At 61.4% G+C, this 20,426-nt stretch carries 21 protein-coding genes and 1 pseudogene; 4 read left to right on the top strand and 18 right to left on the bottom strand.

All coding sequences use genetic code 11. The features are described from left to right. Nucleotides 1-88: 88 nt before the first annotated feature. Nucleotides 89-1,078, bottom strand: a complete 990-nt coding sequence (locus tag Tal182_RS10780; RefSeq protein ID WP_085859415.1) for an aldo/keto reductase — start codon at nucleotides 1,076-1,078, stop codon at nucleotides 89-91. Between the two features lie 339 nt (nucleotides 1,079-1,417). Between Tal182_RS10780 and Tal182_RS10775 the strand changes: the two genes are divergently transcribed. Further along, nucleotides 1,418-1,666 (top strand): hypothetical protein, encoded by a 249-nt coding sequence (locus tag Tal182_RS10775; RefSeq protein WP_085859414.1) that lies wholly within the window; start codon nucleotides 1,418-1,420, stop codon nucleotides 1,664-1,666. A 248-nt stretch (nucleotides 1,667-1,914) separates the two neighbouring features. Next, a complete protein-coding gene (locus tag Tal182_RS10770; protein ID WP_085859413.1) occupies nucleotides 1,915-2,592 on the top strand; it encodes a cupin domain-containing protein in 678 nt (225 codons plus the stop codon). A gap of 504 nt (nucleotides 2,593-3,096) precedes the next feature. Here the strand turns inward: Tal182_RS10770 and ntrC are convergent. Genes ntrC through dusB form a run of 3 tightly spaced genes read right to left on the bottom strand, consistent with a single transcriptional unit; the run spans nucleotide 3,097 to nucleotide 6,715 of the window. After that, nucleotides 3,097-4,548, bottom strand: a complete 1,452-nt coding sequence (gene ntrC, locus Tal182_RS10765) for a nitrogen regulation protein NR(I) (RefSeq protein ID WP_064802342.1) — start codon at nucleotides 4,546-4,548, stop codon at nucleotides 3,097-3,099. Further along, entirely contained in the window at nucleotides 4,545-5,699 is a 1,155-nt protein-coding gene (locus tag Tal182_RS10760) for a nitrogen regulation protein NR(II) (protein WP_085859412.1), read from the bottom strand. The genes ntrC and Tal182_RS10760 overlap by 4 nt, the downstream gene beginning before the upstream one ends. Then, nucleotides 5,696-6,715, bottom strand: coding sequence for a tRNA dihydrouridine synthase DusB (dusB, locus tag Tal182_RS10755; protein ID WP_085859411.1), 1,020 nt, complete (start codon nucleotides 6,713-6,715; stop codon nucleotides 5,696-5,698). The genes Tal182_RS10760 and dusB overlap by 4 nt, the downstream gene beginning before the upstream one ends. A 144-nt stretch (nucleotides 6,716-6,859) precedes the next feature. On the opposite strand from dusB, the gene Tal182_RS10750 reads away from it, so the two are divergent. Further along, complete coding sequence (locus Tal182_RS10750; protein ID WP_085859410.1) at nucleotides 6,860-8,080, top strand: bifunctional 2-C-methyl-D-erythritol 4-phosphate cytidylyltransferase/2-C-methyl-D-erythritol 2,4-cyclodiphosphate synthase; 1,221 nt, start codon at nucleotides 6,860-6,862, stop codon at nucleotides 8,078-8,080. After that, nucleotides 8,077-8,577 carry a CinA family protein gene (locus Tal182_RS10745; RefSeq protein WP_085859409.1) on the top strand — a complete coding sequence of 167 codons (501 nt, stop codon included), beginning with the start codon at nucleotides 8,077-8,079 and terminating at the stop codon, nucleotides 8,575-8,577. The genes Tal182_RS10750 and Tal182_RS10745 overlap by 4 nt, the downstream gene beginning before the upstream one ends. 19 nt (nucleotides 8,578-8,596) lie before the next feature. On the opposite strand, the gene Tal182_RS10740 is transcribed toward Tal182_RS10745, so the two are convergent. The 14 genes and pseudogenes from Tal182_RS10740 to eno form a co-directional block, all read right to left on the bottom strand. Further along, complete coding sequence (locus Tal182_RS10740; RefSeq protein ID WP_064802328.1) at nucleotides 8,597-9,049, bottom strand: type II toxin-antitoxin system RatA family toxin; 453 nt, start codon at nucleotides 9,047-9,049, stop codon at nucleotides 8,597-8,599. A 9-nt stretch (nucleotides 9,050-9,058) separates the two neighbouring features. Next, the gene (locus tag Tal182_RS10735) at nucleotides 9,059-9,652 is read right to left on the bottom strand and encodes an AAA family ATPase (RefSeq protein WP_085859408.1); all 594 of its coding nucleotides are present in this window, start codon (nucleotides 9,650-9,652) and stop codon (nucleotides 9,059-9,061) included. Between the two features lie 69 nt (nucleotides 9,653-9,721). Beyond that, on the bottom strand, nucleotides 9,722-10,192 hold the full coding sequence (locus Tal182_RS10730; RefSeq protein ID WP_245344848.1) for a hypothetical protein: 471 nt from the start codon (nucleotides 10,190-10,192) through the stop codon (nucleotides 9,722-9,724). A gap of 130 nt (nucleotides 10,193-10,322) precedes the next feature. Continuing rightward, nucleotides 10,323-11,294: a lipoyl synthase gene (lipA, locus tag Tal182_RS10725; RefSeq protein ID WP_085859406.1), complete on the bottom strand. Its 972-nt coding sequence runs from the start codon at nucleotides 11,292-11,294 to the stop codon at nucleotides 10,323-10,325. A gap of 56 nt (nucleotides 11,295-11,350) precedes the next feature. Continuing rightward, complete coding sequence (locus Tal182_RS10720) at nucleotides 11,351-11,599, bottom strand: GlsB/YeaQ/YmgE family stress response membrane protein (RefSeq protein ID WP_064810252.1); 249 nt, start codon at nucleotides 11,597-11,599, stop codon at nucleotides 11,351-11,353. Between the two features lie 23 nt (nucleotides 11,600-11,622). Then, nucleotides 11,623-11,878: pseudogene (locus Tal182_RS10715) on the bottom strand (GlsB/YeaQ/YmgE family stress response membrane protein). Between the two features lie 76 nt (nucleotides 11,879-11,954). After that, entirely contained in the window at nucleotides 11,955-13,400 is a 1,446-nt protein-coding gene (gene lpdA / locus Tal182_RS10710; protein ID WP_085859405.1) for a dihydrolipoyl dehydrogenase, read from the bottom strand. An 18-nt stretch (nucleotides 13,401-13,418) separates the two neighbouring features. Further along, complete coding sequence (locus tag Tal182_RS10705; protein WP_085859404.1) at nucleotides 13,419-14,000, bottom strand: GNAT family N-acetyltransferase; 582 nt, start codon at nucleotides 13,998-14,000, stop codon at nucleotides 13,419-13,421. Between the two features lie 2 nt (nucleotides 14,001-14,002). After that, nucleotides 14,003-14,644, bottom strand: coding sequence for an SGNH/GDSL hydrolase family protein (locus tag Tal182_RS10700; RefSeq protein ID WP_085859403.1), 642 nt, complete (start codon nucleotides 14,642-14,644; stop codon nucleotides 14,003-14,005). Between the two features lie 19 nt (nucleotides 14,645-14,663). Next, nucleotides 14,664-16,010, bottom strand: a complete 1,347-nt coding sequence (locus Tal182_RS10695) for a pyruvate dehydrogenase complex dihydrolipoamide acetyltransferase (protein WP_085859402.1) — start codon at nucleotides 16,008-16,010, stop codon at nucleotides 14,664-14,666. A 15-nt stretch (nucleotides 16,011-16,025) separates the two neighbouring features. Further along, entirely contained in the window at nucleotides 16,026-17,420 is a 1,395-nt protein-coding gene (locus tag Tal182_RS10690) for a pyruvate dehydrogenase complex E1 component subunit beta (RefSeq protein WP_085859401.1), read from the bottom strand. 16 nt (nucleotides 17,421-17,436) lie between these two features. Beyond that, complete coding sequence (gene pdhA, locus Tal182_RS10685) at nucleotides 17,437-18,483, bottom strand: pyruvate dehydrogenase (acetyl-transferring) E1 component subunit alpha (RefSeq protein WP_011425209.1); 1,047 nt, start codon at nucleotides 18,481-18,483, stop codon at nucleotides 17,437-17,439. 145 nt (nucleotides 18,484-18,628) lie between these two features. After that, the gene (locus tag Tal182_RS10680) at nucleotides 18,629-18,949 is read right to left on the bottom strand and encodes a septum formation initiator family protein (protein WP_064802306.1); all 321 of its coding nucleotides are present in this window, start codon (nucleotides 18,947-18,949) and stop codon (nucleotides 18,629-18,631) included. 134 nt (nucleotides 18,950-19,083) lie between these two features. Continuing rightward, nucleotides 19,084-20,358 (bottom strand): phosphopyruvate hydratase, encoded by a 1,275-nt coding sequence (eno, locus tag Tal182_RS10675; RefSeq protein ID WP_064802304.1) that lies wholly within the window; start codon nucleotides 20,356-20,358, stop codon nucleotides 19,084-19,086. Between the last annotated feature and the right edge of the window lie 68 nt (nucleotides 20,359-20,426).

Here is a 20,426-nt window from a genome sequence, read left to right as displayed (position 1 = left end):
CAACGCATTGTGGCGAAAATGCAACGCGCGCCGTCACGTTGTCAAGCTCCGGCAGAGCCCCGCCTCGGACACTCTTGCGCTACATGCGTCAGAAACGTCGTGGACCTTCCGGCTTATTTCCGGCAATCACGTCGATCCGCTCCATCACCTCAGGTGTCATCTTGTGCCGGTGCGAAAGGGCCGCAAGGTTGTCCTGCAGCTGGCTGGCGCGTGAGGCGCCGAGAATGACGGTGGAGACGTTGGGATTGGCGAGGCACCACAGAAGGGCGAGATGGGTGATCGACAGGCCGATCTCGTCGGCGAGTTTTGCGAGCTGACCGACCTTTTGGAGCTGGGCGCGGCCGGCGTCGCTCGACCACCTCTCCTTCAGCCATTCGTAGCCCGGCAGGTTCATGCGGCTGTCGGCCGGGACGCCGTTATTGTATTTGCCGGTCAGAACACCCGAGGCGAGCGGCGACCAAATGGTGGTGCCGAGGCCGATGAGGTCGTAAAGCGGGAGATAATCGGATTCGACCTTCTGGCGCTCGAAGATGTTGTACTGCGGCTGCTCCATCGTCGGCGGCGTGATGCGCAGGTCCCGGGCTACGGCGTAGGCTTCCGTCAATTGCTGCGCCGACCATTCCGATGTCCCCCAATAGAGCACCTTGCCCTGGGCGACGAGATCGTGCATCGCCCGGACCGTTTCCTCGATCGGTGTGTCGATGTCAGGGCGATGGCAGAAATAGAGGTCGAGATAGTCGACTTGGAGCCGCTTCAGCGCGGCATGGCAGGCGTCGGTCACATGCTTGCGCGACAGGCCGCGCTGCGTCGGCTTCTGGCCTCCCCAGAAGACCTTGCTGGAGACGACGAAGCTGTCGCGGCTCCAACCGAGCGACCTGAGCGCCTCGCCCATGACGATCTCGGACTTGCCGCTTTCATAGCCTTCGGCATTGTCGAAGAAGTTCACCCCGTTATCGTAGGCAAGCCGCATGAGGTCAACGGCGTCGCCGCCGTTCACCTGCTTGCCGAAAGTGACCCATGAGCCGAACGAGAACTCGCTCACCTGCAGGCCCGACTTTCCCAAACGACGAAATTCCATCATGCAGCTCCCGTAATTTATGAATAAGTGCCGGCCCGGTAACCGGCCTCGACATCACACGATCGGTCAACGACCGATCGGCTTAATCTATGGCGTTAACAACAATATGCGAGCCTCGGCGCAACAAGCCGCTTAAACCAGCCCCGAGAAAGAGGCTCAATGTGGTTTTGATGCCTCCTCATTTCCTCGACCGATTGTACGCCGGTGAATTTCTTGCCGTTGCCGAAGAACGTCGGTGTACCCTCGACCTTGAAGTCTTCCCGCGCCTGAGCTGTGAGTTTATTCAAGCCGTCAAGGATTGACTGCTCAGAACCTAGCGGGTCGAAAGCAGGCCGATGAATGCCATCCGACGCGGCAATACCGTGGATCTACTTCTCCGGTGACTGCGGCTATGCCGAGATGATGATGGCCCGCAATACCGGGCTTGTCGCGATCCCCGACGAACTCACGAAAGGGGAAGCCCCGCCGATCTTGTGTGCGGGTCTGGCGACCTTCAACGCGCTGAAGAAGTGCGGCGCGGACGCCGGCGACGTCGTGGTCACTGTCGGCATAGGCGGTCTCGGTCCCAATTGGTTTCAAGGTGATTGACATTGTGGCGACGACATTGCTGACGACGCCAGATTCATTCGCGGCCCATGATTATATCGATACGGCCAGGGAAAACGCGGTAGAATGTCCGCAGCGCCTTGGTAGCGCGAAGGCCGTTGATCGGAGACCTCCAGGTGGTTTCGGCACTCACGCCGGGTACCGCGGCTCAAGGCCGGCTTGTCGTCCTTTCGAATAGAAGAAGTCCGGCCGCGTCAGGTTTCGGGTGGTGCTGACGATGGAGAAGAACGATGCGTCTGAATGATGATTTCACCAAGCCGACAGTCGTGCATGCCGCGAAACTGGATTGGGTTGCCAGTCCGGCTCGCGGGGTCGATCGGCGGATGCTTTATCGCGTCGGCGAGGAAGTGGCCCGGGCGACATCGATTGTCCGCTATGCCGCAGGCAGCGTATTTCCTTCTCATACCCACACAGGCGGTGAGGAAATATTGGTGCTCGATGGGATATTCGAGGACGAACATGGTCGTTTCCCGGCCGGATCATACTTCCGCAATCCGCCGGGTACGTCGCATGCGCCCGCATCCGCTGACGGCTGCACCATCTTCGTCAAGCTCTGGCAGTTTCGCGACGGTGACGAGGCGCAAATCGTGCGCAGACCGGGTGAAGGAGAGCCTGGACTTCAAAACGATGCCGTCAGCGCGACGATCCTGTTCGATGACGGTCACGAGCAGGTCTATCTTCAAAGGTGGGGTCGCAGCGCCTCGACCAAACTTTCGAATCATCGTGGATTGGAGCTGCTGGTTCTCGAAGGCGAGTTGTCCGTTGGAACGGAGCGACTTCGATCCCAGAGCTGGATGCGATTGCCCGAAGGCGAAAATCTGATGGCAAGCGCCGGACCACAGGGTGCCTATGCCTGGATCAAAGACGCACCGTTGCAGCATGCCGATGTTCTGAAACTGCCATCGTAGCCGGTCACCTAGTGCTCGGCGTCTTTGACTGACTGTTATGGCGGGCAGCGAGACGAGCGCGACTGAATCTGCTTTCCTTGTCGGCGCCATGCCGCTGCCACATGGGTGGTGTCAGCAGTCGTTCACACGCTGATCTGATGGAACTGCCCTCACTGCCCCGAACCTCATTCGGGGCGCAACGGCGATGGCGACACGCGGAACGGATGAGCAACATTCGGGCGAAATCGAAAACCTTAACGTCCACTGACCAGCCATGCCATCCACCTGTTATCCACAGCTTATCCACAGGCGTGGTGGCGGCGACCGCAGCAACTTCAATGACATTGCCCGGCGGCAAACAATAGCTCGCAAATACTATGTGACTATCAAATGACACTGCGCTTTTGTTTGCGGGCGCAGATACAAACCGCGATCGGGCTCGGATAGATTTACTCTGTTCCCGACCGTGGCGGCGGATACTGGGAGGAGGAGGCGGTGGGCCAACGAGGGGCTCACCGCCTTTTTTCAGGCGGTGCGGGAGCTTCTGTAAACAGAGACGCCGAGTTCCCTGATCTTCTTGCGCAAGGTGTTGCGGTTGAGGCCGAGAAGATCGGCCGCCTTGATCTGGTTGCCGCGCGTTGCCGTGAGCGCCGCGAGGATCAGCGGATATTCCATTTCGGTCAGAACCCGGTCATAGAGGCCCGGCGGCGGCAGGTTTTCGCCGAAGCTGGCGAAGTAGGTGCGCATGTTCTCCTCGACGGCTTGCGCGATCGTCATCGAGCCGTTGCGGATCGGCCCCTTGTCGATCGGGCTGTCGGGCACGTCGGAACGCAGCTCTGCATCAATGATCTCGCGGGTGATGACATCCTGCGGATAGAGCGCCATCAGGCGGCGGATGAGATTTTCCAGCTCGCGGACATTGCCCGGCCAGGCATAGGCCTTCATCAGCTCCAGCGCTTCCTGATCGAAGCGTTTGGAGCCGAGCCCCTCCTTTTCGGCCTGCTGGATGAAATGGCGCACGAGATCTGGAATGTCCTCGGCACGGTCGCGCAGCGGCGGCAGGCGCAGCGGCACCACGTTGAGCCGATAATAGAGATCCTCGCGGAACAGGCCTTGATTGATCGCCTGCTTCAGATCCTTGTTGGTGGCGGCAACGATGCGCACGTCGGTACGGATCGGCGTGCGGCCGCCGACGGTGGTGTATTCGCCCTGCTGCAGCACGCGCAGAAGCCGCGTCTGGGCGTCCATCGGCATGTCACCGATTTCGTCGAGGAAGAGCGTGCCGCCTTCGGCCTGCTCGAAGCGACCGGTCGAGCGGGTCTGCGCGCCGGTGAAGGCGCCCTTCTCATGGCCGAAGAGTTCGGATTCGATCAGATCGCGCGGGATCGCCGCCATGTTGATTGCGACGAACGGGCCGTTGCGGCGCTTGCCGTAATCATGCAGGGCGCGGGCGACGAGCTCCTTACCGGTGCCGGACTCGCCGGTGATCATCAGCGTCAGATCGGTCTGCATCAGGCGGGCGAGCACGCGATAGATTTCCTGCATCGCCGCCGAGCGGCCGACCAGCGGCATGCCGTCCTGCATGTCCTCTTCGAGTTTGGCGGGCTTGCGCTTCGGCTCGGCGAGCGCCCGGCCGATGATGCCGATCAGTTCGGTCAGGTCGAAGGGTTTCGGCAGATAATCATAGGCGCCCTTCTCGGACGCCTTGATGGCGGTCATGAAGGTGTTCTGCGCGCTCATGACCAGGACCGGGAGATCGGGACGGGCCTTCTTGATGCGCGGCAGGAGGTCGAAGGCGTTCTCGTCGGGCATCACCACGTCGGTGACGACAAGATCGCCCTCGCCCGCCGAAATCCAGCGCCAGAGGGTTGCGGCGTTGGAGGTGATGCGAACGTCATAGCCGGCGCGGCTCAAGGCCTGGTTGAGCACGGTCCGGATGGCCGCATCATCATCTGCAACGAGGATCGTGGCTGTCATCGAGAAGGTCCTGTCGAGCTTACGGAAGAGGCATCCTCGAGCGAGGCATCCTTCGACGCCGGCATGAGAACGCGGAAAGTCGTGCGGCTGTTCTGGCTGTCGCATTCAATGATGCCGCCGTGATCGCCGATGATCTTGGCGACCAACGCCAAGCCGAGGCCGCTGCCATTCGTCTTGGTGGTGATGAAGGGATCGAAGAGATGCGGCAACAGATCGGCGGGCACACCTGGGCCATTGTCGTGGACGCAGAATTCCAACGGCAGCGAGATTTTTTCGCGCGTGCCGGCGACCGAGAGACGGATGCCGGGGCGATAGGCAGTCGTCAGCATGATCTCGCCGTCCGGCCGGTCGCCGACTGCTTCGGCGGCGTTCTTCACCAAATTGAGGAAGACCTGAACAAGCTGGTCGCGATTGGCATAGACCGCCGGCAGCGATGGGTCGTAACTTTCGGTGATGCGGATATTGCGGGCAAACCCCGCCTTGGCGACCGCCTTCACGTGGTCGAGCACGGAATGGATGTTGACCGGCATGCGGTCGACCGGGCGTTCGTCGGAAAAGACCTCCATTCGGTCGACCAGCGAGACGATGCGGTCGGTCTCGTCGCAGATCAGGCGGGTGAGCGCCCGATCGTCGTCGATGACGGATTGTTCGAGCAGCTGGGCGGCACCGCGGATACCGGAAAGCGGGTTCTTGATCTCGTGCGCCAGCATAGAGGCGAGACCGGTGACCGAGCGGGCGGCGGCGCGGTGCGTCAACTGCCGGTCGATCTTGTCGGCCATCGAGCGTTCCTGAAAGACGATGACGACGGCGCCTGGTTCGCTCAGCACCGGAGCGACATAGAGATCGACGAGCTTGTCCTGACCGAGGCGTGGCGAACTCAGATCGACGCGATATTCGTTGACCGGCGCCTTGCGCTCGCGCACCTGATCGACCAGGGCGAGCAGCGGACTGCCGAAGGGAATGAATGTCGAGATCCGGTAACGCGCCAGATGCGAAGCGCTGGCGCCGAAAAAGGCCTCCGCCTCCCAATTGGCGAAGGCGATGAAACCGGATTCGTCGACCATGACGACCGGATTCTGGATGGCGTTCAGCACGGCCATGGCAACGGTTCCGCCAGCCTGATCGGGCGGAGATGTCGTATCCTTCGTCATGCCGCCTCCCGGCCGTCGAGCGCACCTGCATCAAGCGCGTGATAAAGGCGCGCGGCCACCTCGCGCGGGTCACGCGAGGTCATGATCCCAGCCTTCTCGGTGCCGGCAAGCGCGGGGGCGAAACGCTCGAGATACCAGCCGAGATGCTTGCGGGCATGGCGGATCGCCACCGCCTCGCCGTAAAAATCGAGCATCATCCGATAATGTTCGACGGCGATATCGGCAATATCTTCGCGTCGCGGTTCCGCTGCTCCGGCGAGCACGCCGGCATGCCACGGCCTGCCCTGGCAGCCTCGGCCGATCATGACGGCATCGGCGCCGGAGCGGCGCAGGATTTCCTGCGCGTCGTGCGCGCTCTCGACATCGCCATTGGCGATCAGCGGAACGGAGATCACCTCGCGGACCGCACGGATCGCGTCCCAATCGGCGCGGCCTTCATAAAATTGCATGCGGGTGCGGCCATGAATGGTCACGAGCTGGATGCCGGCCGCCTCGGCGCGGCGCGCAATGTCGGGCGCGTTGATGGAATTCTCATCCCAGCCGAGGCGCATCTTCAGCGTCACCGGAATGTCGACGGCCTTGACCGTTGCCTCAATCAGACCGAGCGCATGATCGGGATCGCGCATCAGCGCCGAGCCGGAATAACCGCCGATCACCTTCTTTGCCGGACAGCCCATGTTGATGTCGATGATATCGGCGCCATGATCGGCCGCGATCTTCGCCGCTTCCGCCATCCAATGCGCCTCGCGCCCGGCGAGCTGCACCATATGCGGCCGAAAGCCGGCAGCCTTCAGCCGCGACCAGGATTCGGCGGTGTCGTTGACCAGCTCGCGGCTCGCCACCATCTCGGTGACGACCAGGCCGGCGCCGAAGCGCCAGGCAAGCTCACGGAAGGGCATGTCCGTGACGCCGGACATCGGCGCCAGCACAACGCGGTTCCGCACGGACACGGGTCCGATTCGGAAAGACGCTGCGAGATTCTTGCAAATCAAATGATTATCTTTCAGGCACACCATAGAACTGCATTATTTTTAGCCACAGATCCATGCCTTTGCCAAGGGGGCTCGGATCGGAATCGATATTTTTCGGGGCAAACGCTGGAAAAGGCCAAAGCAAGAGGTTAGAGCACTCCGGTCAATTCCGCATAATTTAGGGGATTTATGCTGCAAATGCCGTCCAAGCAACCGATATCGGCTGGAATTGTCATCGTTGCCGCCGGCCGCGGCGAGCGCGCCGGATCCTCCGCAGAAGGCCCCAAGCAATATCGCATGATCGGCGGCAAGCCGGTTATCGTTCATACGCTTGAAAACTTGATGACATGGGAAGCCGCCAAACAGATCGTGGTCGTCATTCATCCCGACGACGAGGCGCTGTTTGCGAGAGCGTTTCGCCATATCGTTTCGGCAACGCCGATCGAAACGGTACATGGCGGTGCGACAAGGCAGGAGTCCGTGCTTGCCGGCCTGAGACACCTCAAGGACAAGCATGTCAGCCATGTGCTGATCCACGACGCAGTGCGGCCGTTCTTCGACCATGTTCTTCTCGACCGCATTGCCGAGCGCCTTGGCGACGGCGCGCCGGCGGTGCTGCCGGCGATGCCGGTCACGGATACGCTGAAACGCGCCGACAGCGCCGGCACCGTGCTGACAACGGTCTCGCGCGAGCACCTCTACGCGGCGCAGACGCCGCAATCCTTCGCTTTCGCAACAATCCTTGACGCGCATGAGAAGGCGGCGGCGAGCGGGCGAAGCGATTTTACTGACGACGCCTCGATCGCCGAGTGGTCGGGCATTCCGGTGACGATCGTTGAGGGCACGCCCGATAACGTCAAGCTGACGGTCAAGCGCGATATCGCCATGGCCGACGACAAACTCTCGGCTTCGCTGCTGCCCGACGTGCGCACCGGCAACGGCTATGACGTGCACCAGCTCGAGCCGGGCGACGGCGTGACACTCTGCGGCGTGTTCATTCCGCACGATCAGAAGCTCAAGGGCCATTCCGATGCCGACGTGGCGCTGCATGCGCTGACAGACGCGCTGCTTGCCACCTGCGGCGCCGGCGATATCGGCGATCATTTCCCGCCGTCCGATCCGCAATGGAAGGGAGCGGCTTCGAAGATATTCATCGAGCATGCCGCTCGGATCGTGCGTGAACGCGGCGGCACGATCATGAATGCCGACGTATCGCTGATCGCCGAGGCGCCGAAGGTCGGTCCGCATCGCGAGGCCATGCGGGCAAAACTGTCCGAATATCTCGGCATCGACATCGAACGCTGCTCTGTCAAGGCGACGACCAATGAGAAGATCGGCTTCGTCGGGCGGCGCGAAGGCATCGCGGCGATCGCCACGGCGACAGTCGTCTATCGGGGAATGAAGCGATGAGCCTTTTTCCTGCGGATATTCATTCGGCGGCAGAAGCGATTATCCGCGACTTCACGGCTGCCAGGCTGATGATCTCGACGGCCGAATCCTGCACCGGCGGACTGATCGCCGGAGCGCTGACCGAAATATCGGGTTCGTCGGCCGTCGTCGACCGCGGCTTCGTCACCTATACGAACACGGCGAAGATGGAGCTGCTCGGGGTGCAGGAGCAAACGCTGCTCGGCTTCGGGGCGGTTTCCGAAGAGACGGCCCGGCAAATGGCGCATGGCGCCCTCTTCCGCTCGCGGGCCGCGATTGCCGTCGCCGTCACCGGCATTGCCGGTCCCGGCGGCGGGTCAGCGGAGAAACCAGTCGGGCTCGTGCATCTTGCGGCCGGATCGCGGACCGGCGCATTCATCCACCGAAAGATGCTATACGGCGATATCGGCCGCAGCGCGGTCAGACTGGCAACGGTGCGGACGGCGCTGGAATTGGTGCATTCTCTGCTGCCCGCCTGACGCCGGTTGCGATCGTCTATCACACCGAGGCGTAGATCCTGTTCGCCCTTGTCTCGAAGGCTTCGGTGAACATGCGGAAAGCGCGATCAAACATCGAGCCCATCAGCGCGCCCAGAATGCGGCTCTTGAACTCATAATCGATGAAAAAATTGATGGTGCAGCCGCCGGCCGGCGTTTCGGCAAAATGCCACCGGTTTTCGAGATATTTGAACGGGCCGTCGATATATTTGACTTCAATGACACGCTCGGCCCGGTTCAACAGCACCTGGGTCGTGAAGGTCTCGCGGATCGCCTTATAACCGACCGTCATATCGGCAAGGAGCAGGATCTTGCCCTCGCGCTCCTTGCGGCTCCTGACCGAAAGCGCTTCGCAGAGCGGCAGGAATTCGGGATAACGCTCGACATCGGCAACGAGATCGAACATCTGGTCGGGCGTGTGCGGGACGGAACGGTGCGTTTCGAATTGAGGCATAGGCGGCACTTAAGCGGGCCGATCCAGAAGATCAAGGAGTTCGCGCATCCGGCGGCGGGATTTTAGTTGAAGCACCGGCACATCGGGACCATGTTCGGCGATCCCGGCGGCAACGCGCGGCGCAAATTTCGCCTCGAAGGTCCAGATGAAGCGCAGGAATTCCAAATCGACCTTCTCGATGCAACCCGGTGCCATTTCCGGGCGGGTGCGGCCAATCCATTTCGCCCATCTGCTGACCGCACCCCAGATGCAGAGAAGTCGCGGCATGCGAACCCAGATGACGAAATCGGTCCGCGGTAGCCTGATGTCCAGCGAGGAGGGGTTGGTGCCGTCCATGATCCAGCGTTCTTCGAGGATCCGGCCGGCGATGATACGTCGCTGCTCCGCCCTGTCGCGCGCCACCCAGCCGGGAAGCCAATAGACGTCGCGGTCAAGCGAGATGTAAGGAAGCCCGAAGCGCCTGGCAATTTTTAGAGAAAGAGCGGACTTGCCGCCGCCCGAGCAGCCCACGACAAGGATGCGTCGGGCTCTTCGAATATGCTCCGCCGCCTGCGTGAGGTCCGCGATCTGCTGACGCGGCGGCAGCTCTGCTCTCTGGTCCATCGTGTCATCCTCGCTGCCGGTTTGCGCCCATACCGTTAAACCCCCGCGAGCCGCTGTCATTATCGGCTGCTATTCGTCAATCCGTACGTGGCCACCTTCGATAACGACATGACGCCCTTGCAACTCGACAAGGCGCCAACTCTCTCCAAGCGAACCATCCGGGAAAATCTGCAGCCGGTAATCACCCGACAACAGGAGATCAGCCCCACCATAGTTATCCGCATTGACCGAGATAACAACGAGTTGCTCTGTGGCGTTCACAAACGAGTTTGTCGCCTCGTCATACCCTTTCAGCAGAGATGCAATTTTGGTCAGCTGCAGGTTGCCTGTTCTGGGATCGTCATCGTCTATCTCACCTCCTTCTGCAGGCTCGACAAAACGATCTGATGTCCCCGTAACCACCATATTCTTAGCAACGAGACGCCACGGGCATTGCAAATGTAGTGCGTACGCACCAACCGTTCCTTTGCCTGAAGGATGCGGTCGTATCGCTCCAAAATGGAAAATCTTCATGTCTACGGCGTTGCGGGCAATGCTCAACGGCAATCCCACGAGTACCTGAAGGCAGCTTTCCAAGCGGGCCCGATTATCGTTCTGGGGCGTCAAAATGAAACTCGATTGAATCAGAAATCAATGAGCCTCCGGCCGACCAGTACACAAGATAAAGTTATTACTCAGCCGCCAGCTGCAACTTCTTCTCGCGCGCCGCCTTCAGCCGCGCGAAATCATTTCCAGCATGGTGTGACGAGCGGGTCAGCGGGCTGGAGGCGACCATCAGGAAGCCCTTGCTGTAGGCGACCGTCTCGTAGGACTTGAACTCGTCCGGGGTGACGAAGCTTTCGACCTTGTGGTGCTTGCGGGTCGGCTGCAGGTATTGGCCGATCGTCAGGAAGTCGACATCGGCGGTGCGCAGGTCGTCCATCAGCTGAAGAACTTCATTCCGCTCTTCGCCAAGGCCGACCATGATGCCCGACTTGGTGAACATGGTGGGATCAAGTTCCTTAACCCGCTGCAAGAGCCGGATGGAATGGAAATAGCGGGCGCCGGGACGGACCGTCAGATAGTTGCCGGGGACCGTTTCCATGTTGTGGTTGAAGACGTCGGGCTTGGCGGCGACGACGCGCTCCAAGGCGCCCGGCTTCTTCAGGAAATCAGGCGTCAGGATTTCGATCGTCGTTGCCGGCGAGGCGGCGCGGATCGCCCAGATCACCTTTTCGAAGTGTTCGGCGCCGCCGTCCTCGAGATCGTCACGGTCGACCGAGGTGATGACGACGTGGGACAAGCCCATTTCCTTGACGGCCTTGGCGACATTCTCGGGCTCGGCCATATCGAGCGCGTTCGGTTTGCCGGTCGCGACATTGCAGAAAGCGCAGGCGCGGGTGCAGATCTCGCCCATGATCATGAAGGTGGCGTGTTTCTTGTCCCAGCACTCGCCGATATTCGGGCAGCCGGCCTCCTCGCAGACGGTGACGAGCTTGTGCTCCTTCACAATCGCGCGCGTCTCGGCATAGCCCTTGGAGGTCGGCGCCTTGACGCGGATCCAGTCCGGCTTGCGCATGACTTCCGTATCGGGACGATGCGCCTTCTCCGGATGACGCACGCGCTTGGCGTCGGGATTGATCGTGTCGAGAATGGTCACCATTGTCGTGTCAGCTTTCCGCCGCCCTGTGCGGCACAGTCTCTACAGCGCGTCGCAATTTACCGCCGCACCAGTCGCGCAACGAATATCAGCAGGCAGGCGCCGAGAAAACCCGTGACGAAATAACCGAGCCGTCCGCCGGCCAATTGGACGTGAAACTGGGCGAGGATGGCAGTGGCGACGACCGAGCCGACAATGCCGAGCACGATGTTGAGGAAAATCCCGTATCGTGCATCCATCAGCTTGCCGGCGAGCCAGCCTGCAAGTCCGCCGATGATTATTGCCGAAATCCAGCCCACGCCTTCCATGCCTGTTCTGCCCTCAAACTGCCCTAAGCGACCGCCCTTGCGACCAGCACCACGATGATGGCGCCGACGGTGGCGTGGATGATCTGCACGACCAGCGCATTTTCAATGCCCAGCGAAATGCCCAGCGCGCTGAACAGATAGGCCGCCGACGAAGGCGCCGATGATGCCGCTCAGCAGGCATCTGATCAAACCGCCGCCACCGACGACGAGACTTGCCAGGAAGCCCGCAACAAGGCCGATCAGCAAAAACACCAGCAACGCCTGCGTCTCCATAGACATGACGATTTCCTTTCGCTTTTTCCACCCTGCCGGAGTGGCTTTCCACTCCGGGAACAGGGCGGCGCCCCGAAAATTCTCAAGCGTTCAGCACACGACCATAAGCATCGAGCACCGCTTCCTTCATCGTCTCGGATACCGTCGGATGCGGGAAGATCGTATGCATCAGCTCTTCCTCTGTCGTTTCGAGGTTCATCGCGACGACGAAGCCCTGGATGAGTTCGGTGACTTCGGCGCCGACCATGTGGGCGCCGAGCAGCTCGCCGGTCTTCTTGTCGAAGATCACCTTGACCATGCCCTGATCTTCACCGAGCGCGATCGCCTTGCCGTTTGCGGCGAAGGAGAAGCGGCCGACACGGATGTCGCGGCCAAGCTCCTTGGCCTTGGCTTCGGTGAGGCCGACGGAAGCGACCTGCGGATTGCAATAGGTGCAGCCCGGGACCTTGCCCTTGTCGGTGGGATGAACATTCGGCAGGCCGGCGATCTTCTCGACGCAGACGACACCCTCGTGCTCGGCCTTGTGGGCCAGCATCGGCGGGCCGGCCACATCGCCGATCGCATAGATGCCGGCGACATTGGTCTTGCCGTAACCGTCGGCAACGACGCAGCCGCGGTCGGTCTTCACCCCAAGTCCCTCAAGGCCAAGGTTTTCGATGTTGCCCTGAACGCCGACGGCCGAAATCATCCGGTCGGCGGTGATCTGCTGCACTTTGCCATCAGCCGTCTCGACATGGGCGGTGATGCTTCCCGCACCCTTTTCGACCTTGGTCACCTTGGCGCTAGTGAAGATCTTGAGGCCGCGCTTTTCCAGCTGCTTGCGGGCGATGGCGGTGATTTCGGCATCCTCGACCGGCATGATGGTCGGCATGACTTCCACCACCGTGACATCAACACCCATCGAGCGATAGAAGCTTGCGAATTCGATTCCGATCGCGCCCGAGCCCATGACGATCAGCGACTTCGGCAGCGCATCCGGCTTCAGCGCCTCGAAATAGGTCCAGATCAGCTTGCCATCGGGCTCGATGCCCGGCAGCGCGCGCGGACGGGCGCCGGTCGCGATGATGATGTGCTTGGCGGTATAGGTGCCCTCGCCCTTGACGTTCTTCGGCAGCGGGTGCTGCGGCTCGACCACCGGTTTCGACGATTTGCCGACGACGATCTCGCCTGGCTTGGTGATTTTTGCTTCGCCCCAGATGATGTCGATCTTGTTCTTCTTCATCAGGAAGCCAACGCCGGCGTTGAGGCGGGCGGAGACAGCGCGCGAGCGGCCAACGACGGCCTTGGCATCCGGCTTGACCGTGCCTTCGAGAACAAGGCCGAAATCCTTGAAGTGATTGGCGTGATCGAGCACCTCGGCCGAACGCAGTAGCGCCTTGGTCGGGATGCAGCCCCAGTTCAGGCAGATGCCGCCCATATGCTCGCGCTCGACGATCGCGGTCTTGAGGCCGAGCTGAGCTGCGCGGATGGCGGCGACATAGCCGCCAGGGCCGGAGCCGATGATGATGACGTCGTAGGATTCAGCCATGTGTTTCCTGCCCTTTTGTTACGCTGCGCTGCGGGTCATGAGCACCCACGCGTGTCTCTTGCTGTTTTCGAAGAGCGGCACGGCATCAGCGCGCGCAGCCTCCAGGAATCCGTTTCTTGCATAAAGCGACAGAGCCGCCTCGTTATCACTTGCGGTAATGAGACTGACGGGGCGGTAACCCGCCCTTTCGATCTGATCGCCCAGCAGCCTGCGCCCGATGCCAATGCCGCGCATATGGCGGTAAACGCCGAGACTGCCGATGAACCAGCTCCCCACAACCGTTTTCTGCAAGGCGAGCATCGGCTCCGTCGCCGCGATCGTCGCCTCGATATCGCTTATGCCTTCATCCAGCGCATGACCGATCGCGACACCTGCGACCTCGCCATAGGCCTCGGCGATGACCGCATCCCGCCAGCCCCCGACGGCTTCCTCCTCGCTCATCTTCAGCCTGCCCCGCTCCAGCGGCGTATCGCTGACGTCTTTCGCGACATCGGCGAACCAGAGCCAGGAGGCAAAACCGTGCGAGGCGATATCCGCCAGGATCGCCAGCTCCGAGGCATCCCGCCGTGAGGCCTGCCGCAGCGCGACGAAGGCGGTCATGCTCAGATCCCCAGCATCATCCGCACGATCGATTCCAGCCCGCGTCCGAGTGCGCGGGTATTTTCCGCATCAAGGTGAATGCCGTCGATCGGCGTGGTCTTGGCGACGGAATTGCCGTCGAAGAAGCCACAACCGAGCTCGTCGGCAAGATCGCGATAGAGTGTCGCAAGCTTTGCCGATTCCTCGATGCCGCCGGGAAAGGATGCGGCGAAGGGCACATTGCCGGTCGCGCAGATCGCCGGCGGCGCCACGATCAGGATCTCCGGCCCGTCGAATTCGAAGGGCCAGGCGTGATTGCGGATCAGTCGCACGAGGCGGCTGATGCCCTGGCAGGCGGCAAACGCGGAGCCGGCCACAACGGGCTTCATGTCGTTGGTGCCGAGCAGCAGGATGACGAGGTCGAGCGGCGCATGCGTCTGCAGGATCGTCGGCAGGACGCGCGCACCGTTGCGGTCACAATCGGCAAGGTGGTCGTCGAAAGCGGTGGTGCGACCGTTCAGCCCTTCGGCGATAACACTCGCCTCGCTGCCGAGCGCTGCCTGAAGCACGCTCGGCCATCGATTCTTGTACTCATGACGGCCGATTGTCTCGGGGTCATGACCCCAGGTCAGCGAGTCGCCATAGCAAAGAACGGTCTTGGTCATTTCCGCCTCCGTTTCGCTATCAGACAAGCATGCCCATCGGGTTTTCGATGTAGCCCTTGAAGGCCTGGAGCAGCTCTGCGCCGAGGGCGCCGTCGACGCAGCGATGGTCGGTCGACAGCGTCACCGACATCACCGTGGCGATGGCCATCTCGCCATTCTTGACCACGACCCGCTGTTCCCCGGCGCCGACGGCCAGGATCGTCGCATGCGGCGGATTGACGACGGCGGCGAAGTTCTTCACGCCCATCATGCCCATGTTCGAAACCGAACTGGTGCCGCCCTGATATTCCTCGGGCTTCAGCTTGCGGTCCTTGGCCCGCTTGCCGAGATCGCGCATCTCGTTGGAGATGACAGACAGCGTCTTCTGCTCGGCCTTGCGGATGATCGGCGTGATCAGGCCGCCGGGGATCGAGACAGCGACGCCGACGTCGGCGTGCTTGTGCTTGACCATGTTATTGTCGGTCCACGACACATTGGCGTCCGGAACATCGCGCAGCGCCAGCGCCATGGCCTTGATGACCATGTCGTTGACCGAGAGCTTGTAGGCCGGAGCGTTGTCCTTGCGCGGAGCCGCATCATTCAGCTGGGCGCGGAGCGCCATCAGAGCATCGAGCTCGCAATCGACGCTGACGTAGAAATGCGGGATCGTCTGCTTGGATTCGACCAGCCGCCGGGCGATCGTCTTGCGCATGCCGTCATGCGGCACAAGCTCGTAGGAGCCCGGCTCGAAGAGCTTGAGCACGGCGTCCTCGGAGCCACCCTTCGCGGCAGCCGGAGCCGGCGCGGCAGCCTGTGAAGCCAAAGCAGCGGCAGGCGCCGGAGCGGGCTTGGCGCCGCCGGCAAGAGCAGCTTCGATATCGCTCTTGATCACGCGGCCATACGGACCGGAACCGGCGACATTAGAGAGGTCGATACCGGCTTCCCTGGCCAGGCGGCGTGCGAGCGGCGAAGAGAAGGTGCGGTTGCCACCAGCCGAAACGGCCGCGGGTGCGGCAGGCGCCGGTGCCGCGGCCGGAGCGGCCTCAGCCTTCGCCGGCGCAGCGTCGGCCTTCGGCGGAGGTGCGGCCTCTGCCTTGGCCGGAGCGGCGGAACCTGCGGCGCTCGCAGCAGCGGAAACATCTTCGCCATCGGCGGCGAGAACGGCGATCAGCGCATTGACCTTGACACCTTCGGTGCCGGCAGGAACGACGAGCTTGGCGACCGTGCCTTCGTCGACGGCTTCGACTTCCATCGTCGCCTTGTCGGTCTCGATCTCGGCGATCACATCGCCAGACTTGACCTTATCGCCTTCCTTGACCAGCCACTTGGAAAGATTGCCTTCTTCCATGGTCGGAGAGAGGGCGGGCATCGTGATATTGATCGGCATCGAGATACCCTCCCCTTATTTGTAGCAGACAGCCTTCACCGCATCGACGACTTCGCCGACGTTCGGAAGTGCCAGCTTTTCAAGATTGGCGGCGTAAGGCATCGGCACGTCCTTGCCGGCGATCGTCAGGATCGGCGCATCGAGATAATCGAAGGCCTGCTGCATCACGCGGGTGGCGATTTCAGTGCCGACCGAAGACTGCGGATAACCTTCCTCGACGGTTACCAGACGGCCGGTTTTCTTCACCGATTCGATAACCGTCGGCAGGTCCATCGGGCGGATGGTGCGAAGGTCGATCAGTTCGACGTCGATGCCGAGCTGTTCGAGTTCGGCGGCCGCCTTCGTCGCATAAGTCATGCCGATGCCGAAGGACACGACGGTGACGTCCTTACCCGGACGATGGATGCGCGCCTTGCCGATCGGCAGGACGAAGTTATCGAGCTTCGGCACGTCGAAGTGCTGACCGTAGAGAATTTCGTTCTCGAGGAAGATGACCGGGTTCGGGTCGCGGATCGCAGCCTTGAGCAGGCCCTTGGCATCGGATGCCGTGTAGGGCATGACAACTTTGAGGCCGGGGATGGCGCTGTACCAGGCGGCATAGTCCTGGCTGTGCTGGGCGCCGACGCGGGCAGCAGCACCGTTCGGGCCGCGGAAGACGATCGGAGCGCCCATCTGGCCGCCGGACATATAGAGGGTCTTGGCGGCCGAGTTGATGATGTGGTCAATCGCCTGCATGGCGAAGTTGAAGGTCATGAATTCGACGATCGGGCGAAGGCCGGCCATAGCGGCGCCGACGCCGACGCCGGCAAAGCCGTGCTCGGTGATCGGCGTATCGATGACGCGGCGGGGGCCGAATTCCTGCAACAACCCTTGAGTGACCTTGTAGGCGCCCTGATATTCGGCAACTTCCTCGCCCATGACGAAGACGTCGTCACTGGCGCGCATTTCTTCGGCCATGGCGTCGCGGAGCGCTTCGCGCACAGTCATCGACACCATTTCGGTGCCGGCCGGGATTTCCGGGTCGTTCGGAACCGCAGCCTTGGGCTCTGCGGGTACGGGAGCAGCAGCCGAACCGGTATTTGTCGGCTTTTCTTCCTGAGCAACCTGCGGAGCAGCGACCGGAGCCGGCTGAGCAGCAGGAGCAGCGGAAATCGCGTCGGCCGATTCGCCGTCCTGCAGCAGCACGGCGATCTTGGTGTTGACCTTGACGCCTTCGGTGCCGGCGTCGACCAGCAGCTTGCCGATGACGCCTTCGTCGACGGCTTCGACTTCCATCGTCGCCTTGTCGGTTTCGATTTCGGCAATCACGTCGCCTGAAGTGACCTTGTCACCTTCCTGCTTCAGCCATTTGGACAGCGTGCCTTCTTCCATCGTCGGAGAGAGGGCGGGCATGAGGATATCGATAGGCATGGGTTCCCTCCCCCGATTAGAGCAGAATGTCGGTGTAGAGCTCGGATGCATCCGGCTCCGGATCGGCCTGGGCGAAATCGGCGCTGTCGGCGACGATGTCGCGAACATCCTTGTCGATCGCCTTCAGATCGTCTTCGGAAGCCCAGCCCTTTTCGATGAGGCGTGCCTTTACCTGCTCGATCGGGTCCTGCTCGGAGCGCATCTTCTGCACTTCTTCCTTCGTGCGATATTTCGCCGGATCGGACATCGAGTGGCCGCGATAACGATAGGTCAGCATTTCGAGAATGATCGGGCCCTTGCCGGAGCGGCAATGTTCGAGCGCCTCATCGGCCGCGGCCTTGACGGCGCGAACATCCATACCGTCGACCTGAATGCCGGGGATGCCGAAGCCGGATCCGCGCAGCGAGTAGTTCGACTGAGCCGTCGCACGGGCGGTCGAGGTGCCCATGGCGTATCGGTTGTTTTCGACGATATAGACGATCGGCAGCTTCCAGAGAGCCGCCATGTTGAAGCTCTCGTAAACCTGGCCCTGGTTGGCAGCGCCGTCGCCGAAATAGGCGATGGCGACATTGCCGTTGCCGCGGTAATGGTTTGCAAAAGCAAGCCCTGTTCCAAGCGAAACCTGGGCGCCGACGATGCCGTGACCGCCGTAGAAATGCTTCTCTTTCGAGAACATGTGCATCGAGCCGCCCTTCCCGTGGGAATAGCCGCTGCGGCGCCCGGTCAGTTCCGCCATGACGCCGCGCGCCTCCATGCCGGTTGCCAGCATGTGCCCGTGGTCGCGATAGGCGGTGATGACCTGATCGCCTTCCTTCTGTGCCATCTGCATGCCGACGACGACAGCTTCCTGACCGATGTAGAGATGGCAGAAGCCGCCGATGAAGCCCATGCCGTAAAGCTGACCGGCCTTCTCCTCGAAGCGGCGGATCAGTAGCATCTCGCGATAGGCCTTGAGTTCCTCATCCCGATCGAAGTCGGCTACCGGGCCTCCATTCGATGCTTTGGCTGCTGGTTTTGCTGCAGTTTTGCGGCTGGAAACGGTCGCGGTCTTTCGCGGCGCCATTCAACCCTCCCTATGGGTTTATCGTTTCTCGGTGGCGCGTACCATAGGGAAGAAATATGACCACAGCAATGCCATAATTGCATGGCTCGTATTCGGCGCTAAATTACTGGAAATAAACCAGAAATTCCAATTAACCGAATTCCGGTTAATTGGAATAATGGTTGAATATGACGATCTCGTCCGCACGCGACATATTCAGCTGATATCGCGCCTTTTCGTCCAGCATATCCTTGTCGAGCGAGCCATCACTCAGCAGCGCCACCTGGCTCTCCAGATGTTCGCGCTTCGCCTTCAAGACGGCAAGCTCTCGTTCGCGCGCGACGCGCTGACGCTCGAACGTCTCCGTCGCCCGCAGGCCATAATCGCCATGGATGCAATGATAACCGAAATAGGAAAGGAAGGCGACCGTCATGGCCGGAATGACGAAGCGGCCGAGCTTTCTCTTCTTATGATGCTTTGTCCACATACACGCATGCTCTTGAACGCATTACCAATTCGTTCAGCATAACGCACAGAGATTAACCGTTCATTGACCGTAAAAAGCGCGCAAGAAAAAACCCGCGCCGGGAGGCGCGGGTCGAGCCGCAAAAATCGGAAGGATCAGCCTTTGATGATCGAGCGACCGGCGTACTGCGCCTGAGGGCCGAGGCCTTCCTCGATGCGGATCAGCTGATTGTACTTGGCAAGACGGTCGGAACGCGACAGCGAACCGGTCTTGATCTGGCCGCAGTTGGTGGCGACGGCGAGATCGGCGATGGTCGAATCTTCGGTTTCGCCGGAGCGGTGCGACATGACGGCGGTATAGGCCGCCTTGTGCGCCGTGTTGACAGCATCGAGCGTTTCCGTCAGCGAACCGATCTGGTTGACCTTGACGAGGATCGAGTTGGCGACGCCCATGCGGATGCCGTCGCGAAGGCGCGCGGAGTTGGTGACGAAGAGATCGTCGCCGACGAGCTGGGTCTTGTTGCCGATCAGATCGGTCAGTGCCTTCCAGCCATCCCAGTCGTCTTCGGCCATGCCGTCTTCGATCGAGATGATCGGGTATTTGCCGGCAAGCTCTGCCAGATATTCGGCCATGGCGCCTGATTCGAGCGTGCGGCCTTCACCTTCGAGAACATACTTGCCGTCCTTGAAGAATTCCGTCGAGGCGCAGTCGAGGCCGAGGCACATGTCGTCGCCCGGCTTGTAGCCGGCTTTCTCGATCGACTTCATGATGAAGTCGAGGGCTTCGGGCGCGCTCTTCAGGCCGGGGGCGAAGCCGCCTTCGTCGCCGACATTGGTGTTGTGGCCCTGCGCGGCAAGCTCCTTGCGGAGCGTATGGAAGACTTCCGAACCCATGCGCACGGCTTCGGCGATCGAATCGGCGCCGACCGGCAGGATCATGAATTCCTGGAAGTCGATCGGGTTGTCGGCATGGGCGCCGCCGTTGATGATGTTCATCATCGGCACCGGCAGGAGGCTCGCGGAAGCGCCGCCGACGTAACGGTAAAGCGGCAGGCCGGATGCCTGGGCGGCAGCCTTGGCGACGGCGAGCGACACGCCGAGGATCGCATTGGCGCCGAGGCGCGACTTGTTCGGCGTGCCGTCGAGCTCGATCATGATGTTGTCGATCTGGATCTGGTTTTCGGCGTCGATGCCGCCGATCGCGTCGAAGATCTCGGTGTTGGCCGCCTCGACCGCCTTTTCGACGCCCTTGCCGAGATAGCGCTTGCCGCCGTCGCGCAGCTCGACCGCCTCATGCGCGCCCGTCGAGGCGCCCGAGGGAACGGCCGCGCGGCCCATGCTGCCGTCTTCGAGATAGACGTCGACTTCGACGGTGGGATTGCCACGGCTATCGAGGATCTCGCGGGCGATGATATCGGTGATTGCAGTCATGGGTTCTTCCTGCTCGGTGGGTGATCAAACGTTCGAAGCCTGTCATAATCGAAGGCGTGCAAATTACA

Source organism: Rhizobium sp. TAL182 (assembly GCF_002117725.1).
GTDB classification, from domain to species: domain Bacteria; phylum Pseudomonadota; class Alphaproteobacteria; order Rhizobiales; family Rhizobiaceae; genus Rhizobium; species Rhizobium esperanzae.
The sequence above is the reverse complement of the archived record's forward strand: the minus strand, read 5'-3'. Positions and strand labels throughout refer to the sequence as shown.

What these genes read in the sequence shown, in the direction of transcription:
- dusB (WP_085859411.1), bottom strand. Translation starts at nt 6,715, where the DNA reads ATGGTGTGCCTGAAAGATAATCATTTGATTTGCAAGAATCTCGCAGCG.
- Tal182_RS10695 (WP_085859402.1), bottom strand. Translation starts at nt 16,010, where the DNA reads ATGCCGATCAATATCACGATGCCCGCCCTCTCTCCGACCATGGAAGAA.
- Tal182_RS10760 (WP_085859412.1), bottom strand. Translation starts at nt 5,699, where the DNA reads ATGACGAAGGATACGACATCTCCGCCCGATCAGGCTGGCGGAACCGTT.
- Tal182_RS10775 (WP_085859414.1), top strand. Translation starts at nt 1,418, where the DNA reads ATGCCATCCGACGCGGCAATACCGTGGATCTACTTCTCCGGTGACTGC.
- Tal182_RS10690 (WP_085859401.1), bottom strand. Translation starts at nt 17,420, where the DNA reads ATGCCTATCGATATCCTCATGCCCGCCCTCTCTCCGACGATGGAAGAA.
- Tal182_RS10780 (WP_085859415.1), bottom strand. Translation starts at nt 1,078, where the DNA reads ATGGAATTTCGTCGTTTGGGAAAGTCGGGCCTGCAGGTGAGCGAGTTC.
- Tal182_RS10740 (WP_064802328.1), bottom strand. Translation starts at nt 9,049, where the DNA reads ATGCCTCAATTCGAAACGCACCGTTCCGTCCCGCACACGCCCGACCAG.
- Tal182_RS10680 (WP_064802306.1), bottom strand. Translation starts at nt 18,949, where the DNA reads ATGTGGACAAAGCATCATAAGAAGAGAAAGCTCGGCCGCTTCGTCATT.
- Tal182_RS10700 (WP_085859403.1), bottom strand. Translation starts at nt 14,644, where the DNA reads ATGACCAAGACCGTTCTTTGCTATGGCGACTCGCTGACCTGGGGTCAT.
- Tal182_RS10770 (WP_085859413.1), top strand. Translation starts at nt 1,915, where the DNA reads ATGCGTCTGAATGATGATTTCACCAAGCCGACAGTCGTGCATGCCGCG.
- eno (WP_064802304.1), bottom strand. Translation starts at nt 20,358, where the DNA reads ATGACTGCAATCACCGATATCATCGCCCGCGAGATCCTCGATAGCCGT.
- lpdA (WP_085859405.1), bottom strand. Translation starts at nt 13,400, where the DNA reads ATGGCTGAATCCTACGACGTCATCATCATCGGCTCCGGCCCTGGCGGC.
- ntrC (WP_064802342.1), bottom strand. Translation starts at nt 4,548, where the DNA reads ATGACAGCCACGATCCTCGTTGCAGATGATGATGCGGCCATCCGGACC.
- Tal182_RS10705 (WP_085859404.1), bottom strand. Translation starts at nt 14,000, where the DNA reads ATGACCGCCTTCGTCGCGCTGCGGCAGGCCTCACGGCGGGATGCCTCG.
- Tal182_RS10735 (WP_085859408.1), bottom strand. Translation starts at nt 9,652, where the DNA reads ATGGACCAGAGAGCAGAGCTGCCGCCGCGTCAGCAGATCGCGGACCTC.
- Tal182_RS10750 (WP_085859410.1), top strand. Translation starts at nt 6,860, where the DNA reads ATGCTGCAAATGCCGTCCAAGCAACCGATATCGGCTGGAATTGTCATC.
- lipA (WP_085859406.1), bottom strand. Translation starts at nt 11,294, where the DNA reads ATGGTGACCATTCTCGACACGATCAATCCCGACGCCAAGCGCGTGCGT.
- pdhA (WP_011425209.1), bottom strand. Translation starts at nt 18,483, where the DNA reads ATGGCGCCGCGAAAGACCGCGACCGTTTCCAGCCGCAAAACTGCAGCA.
- Tal182_RS10745 (WP_085859409.1), top strand. Translation starts at nt 8,077, where the DNA reads ATGAGCCTTTTTCCTGCGGATATTCATTCGGCGGCAGAAGCGATTATC.
- Tal182_RS10720 (WP_064810252.1), bottom strand. Translation starts at nt 11,599, where the DNA reads ATGGAAGGCGTGGGCTGGATTTCGGCAATAATCATCGGCGGACTTGCA.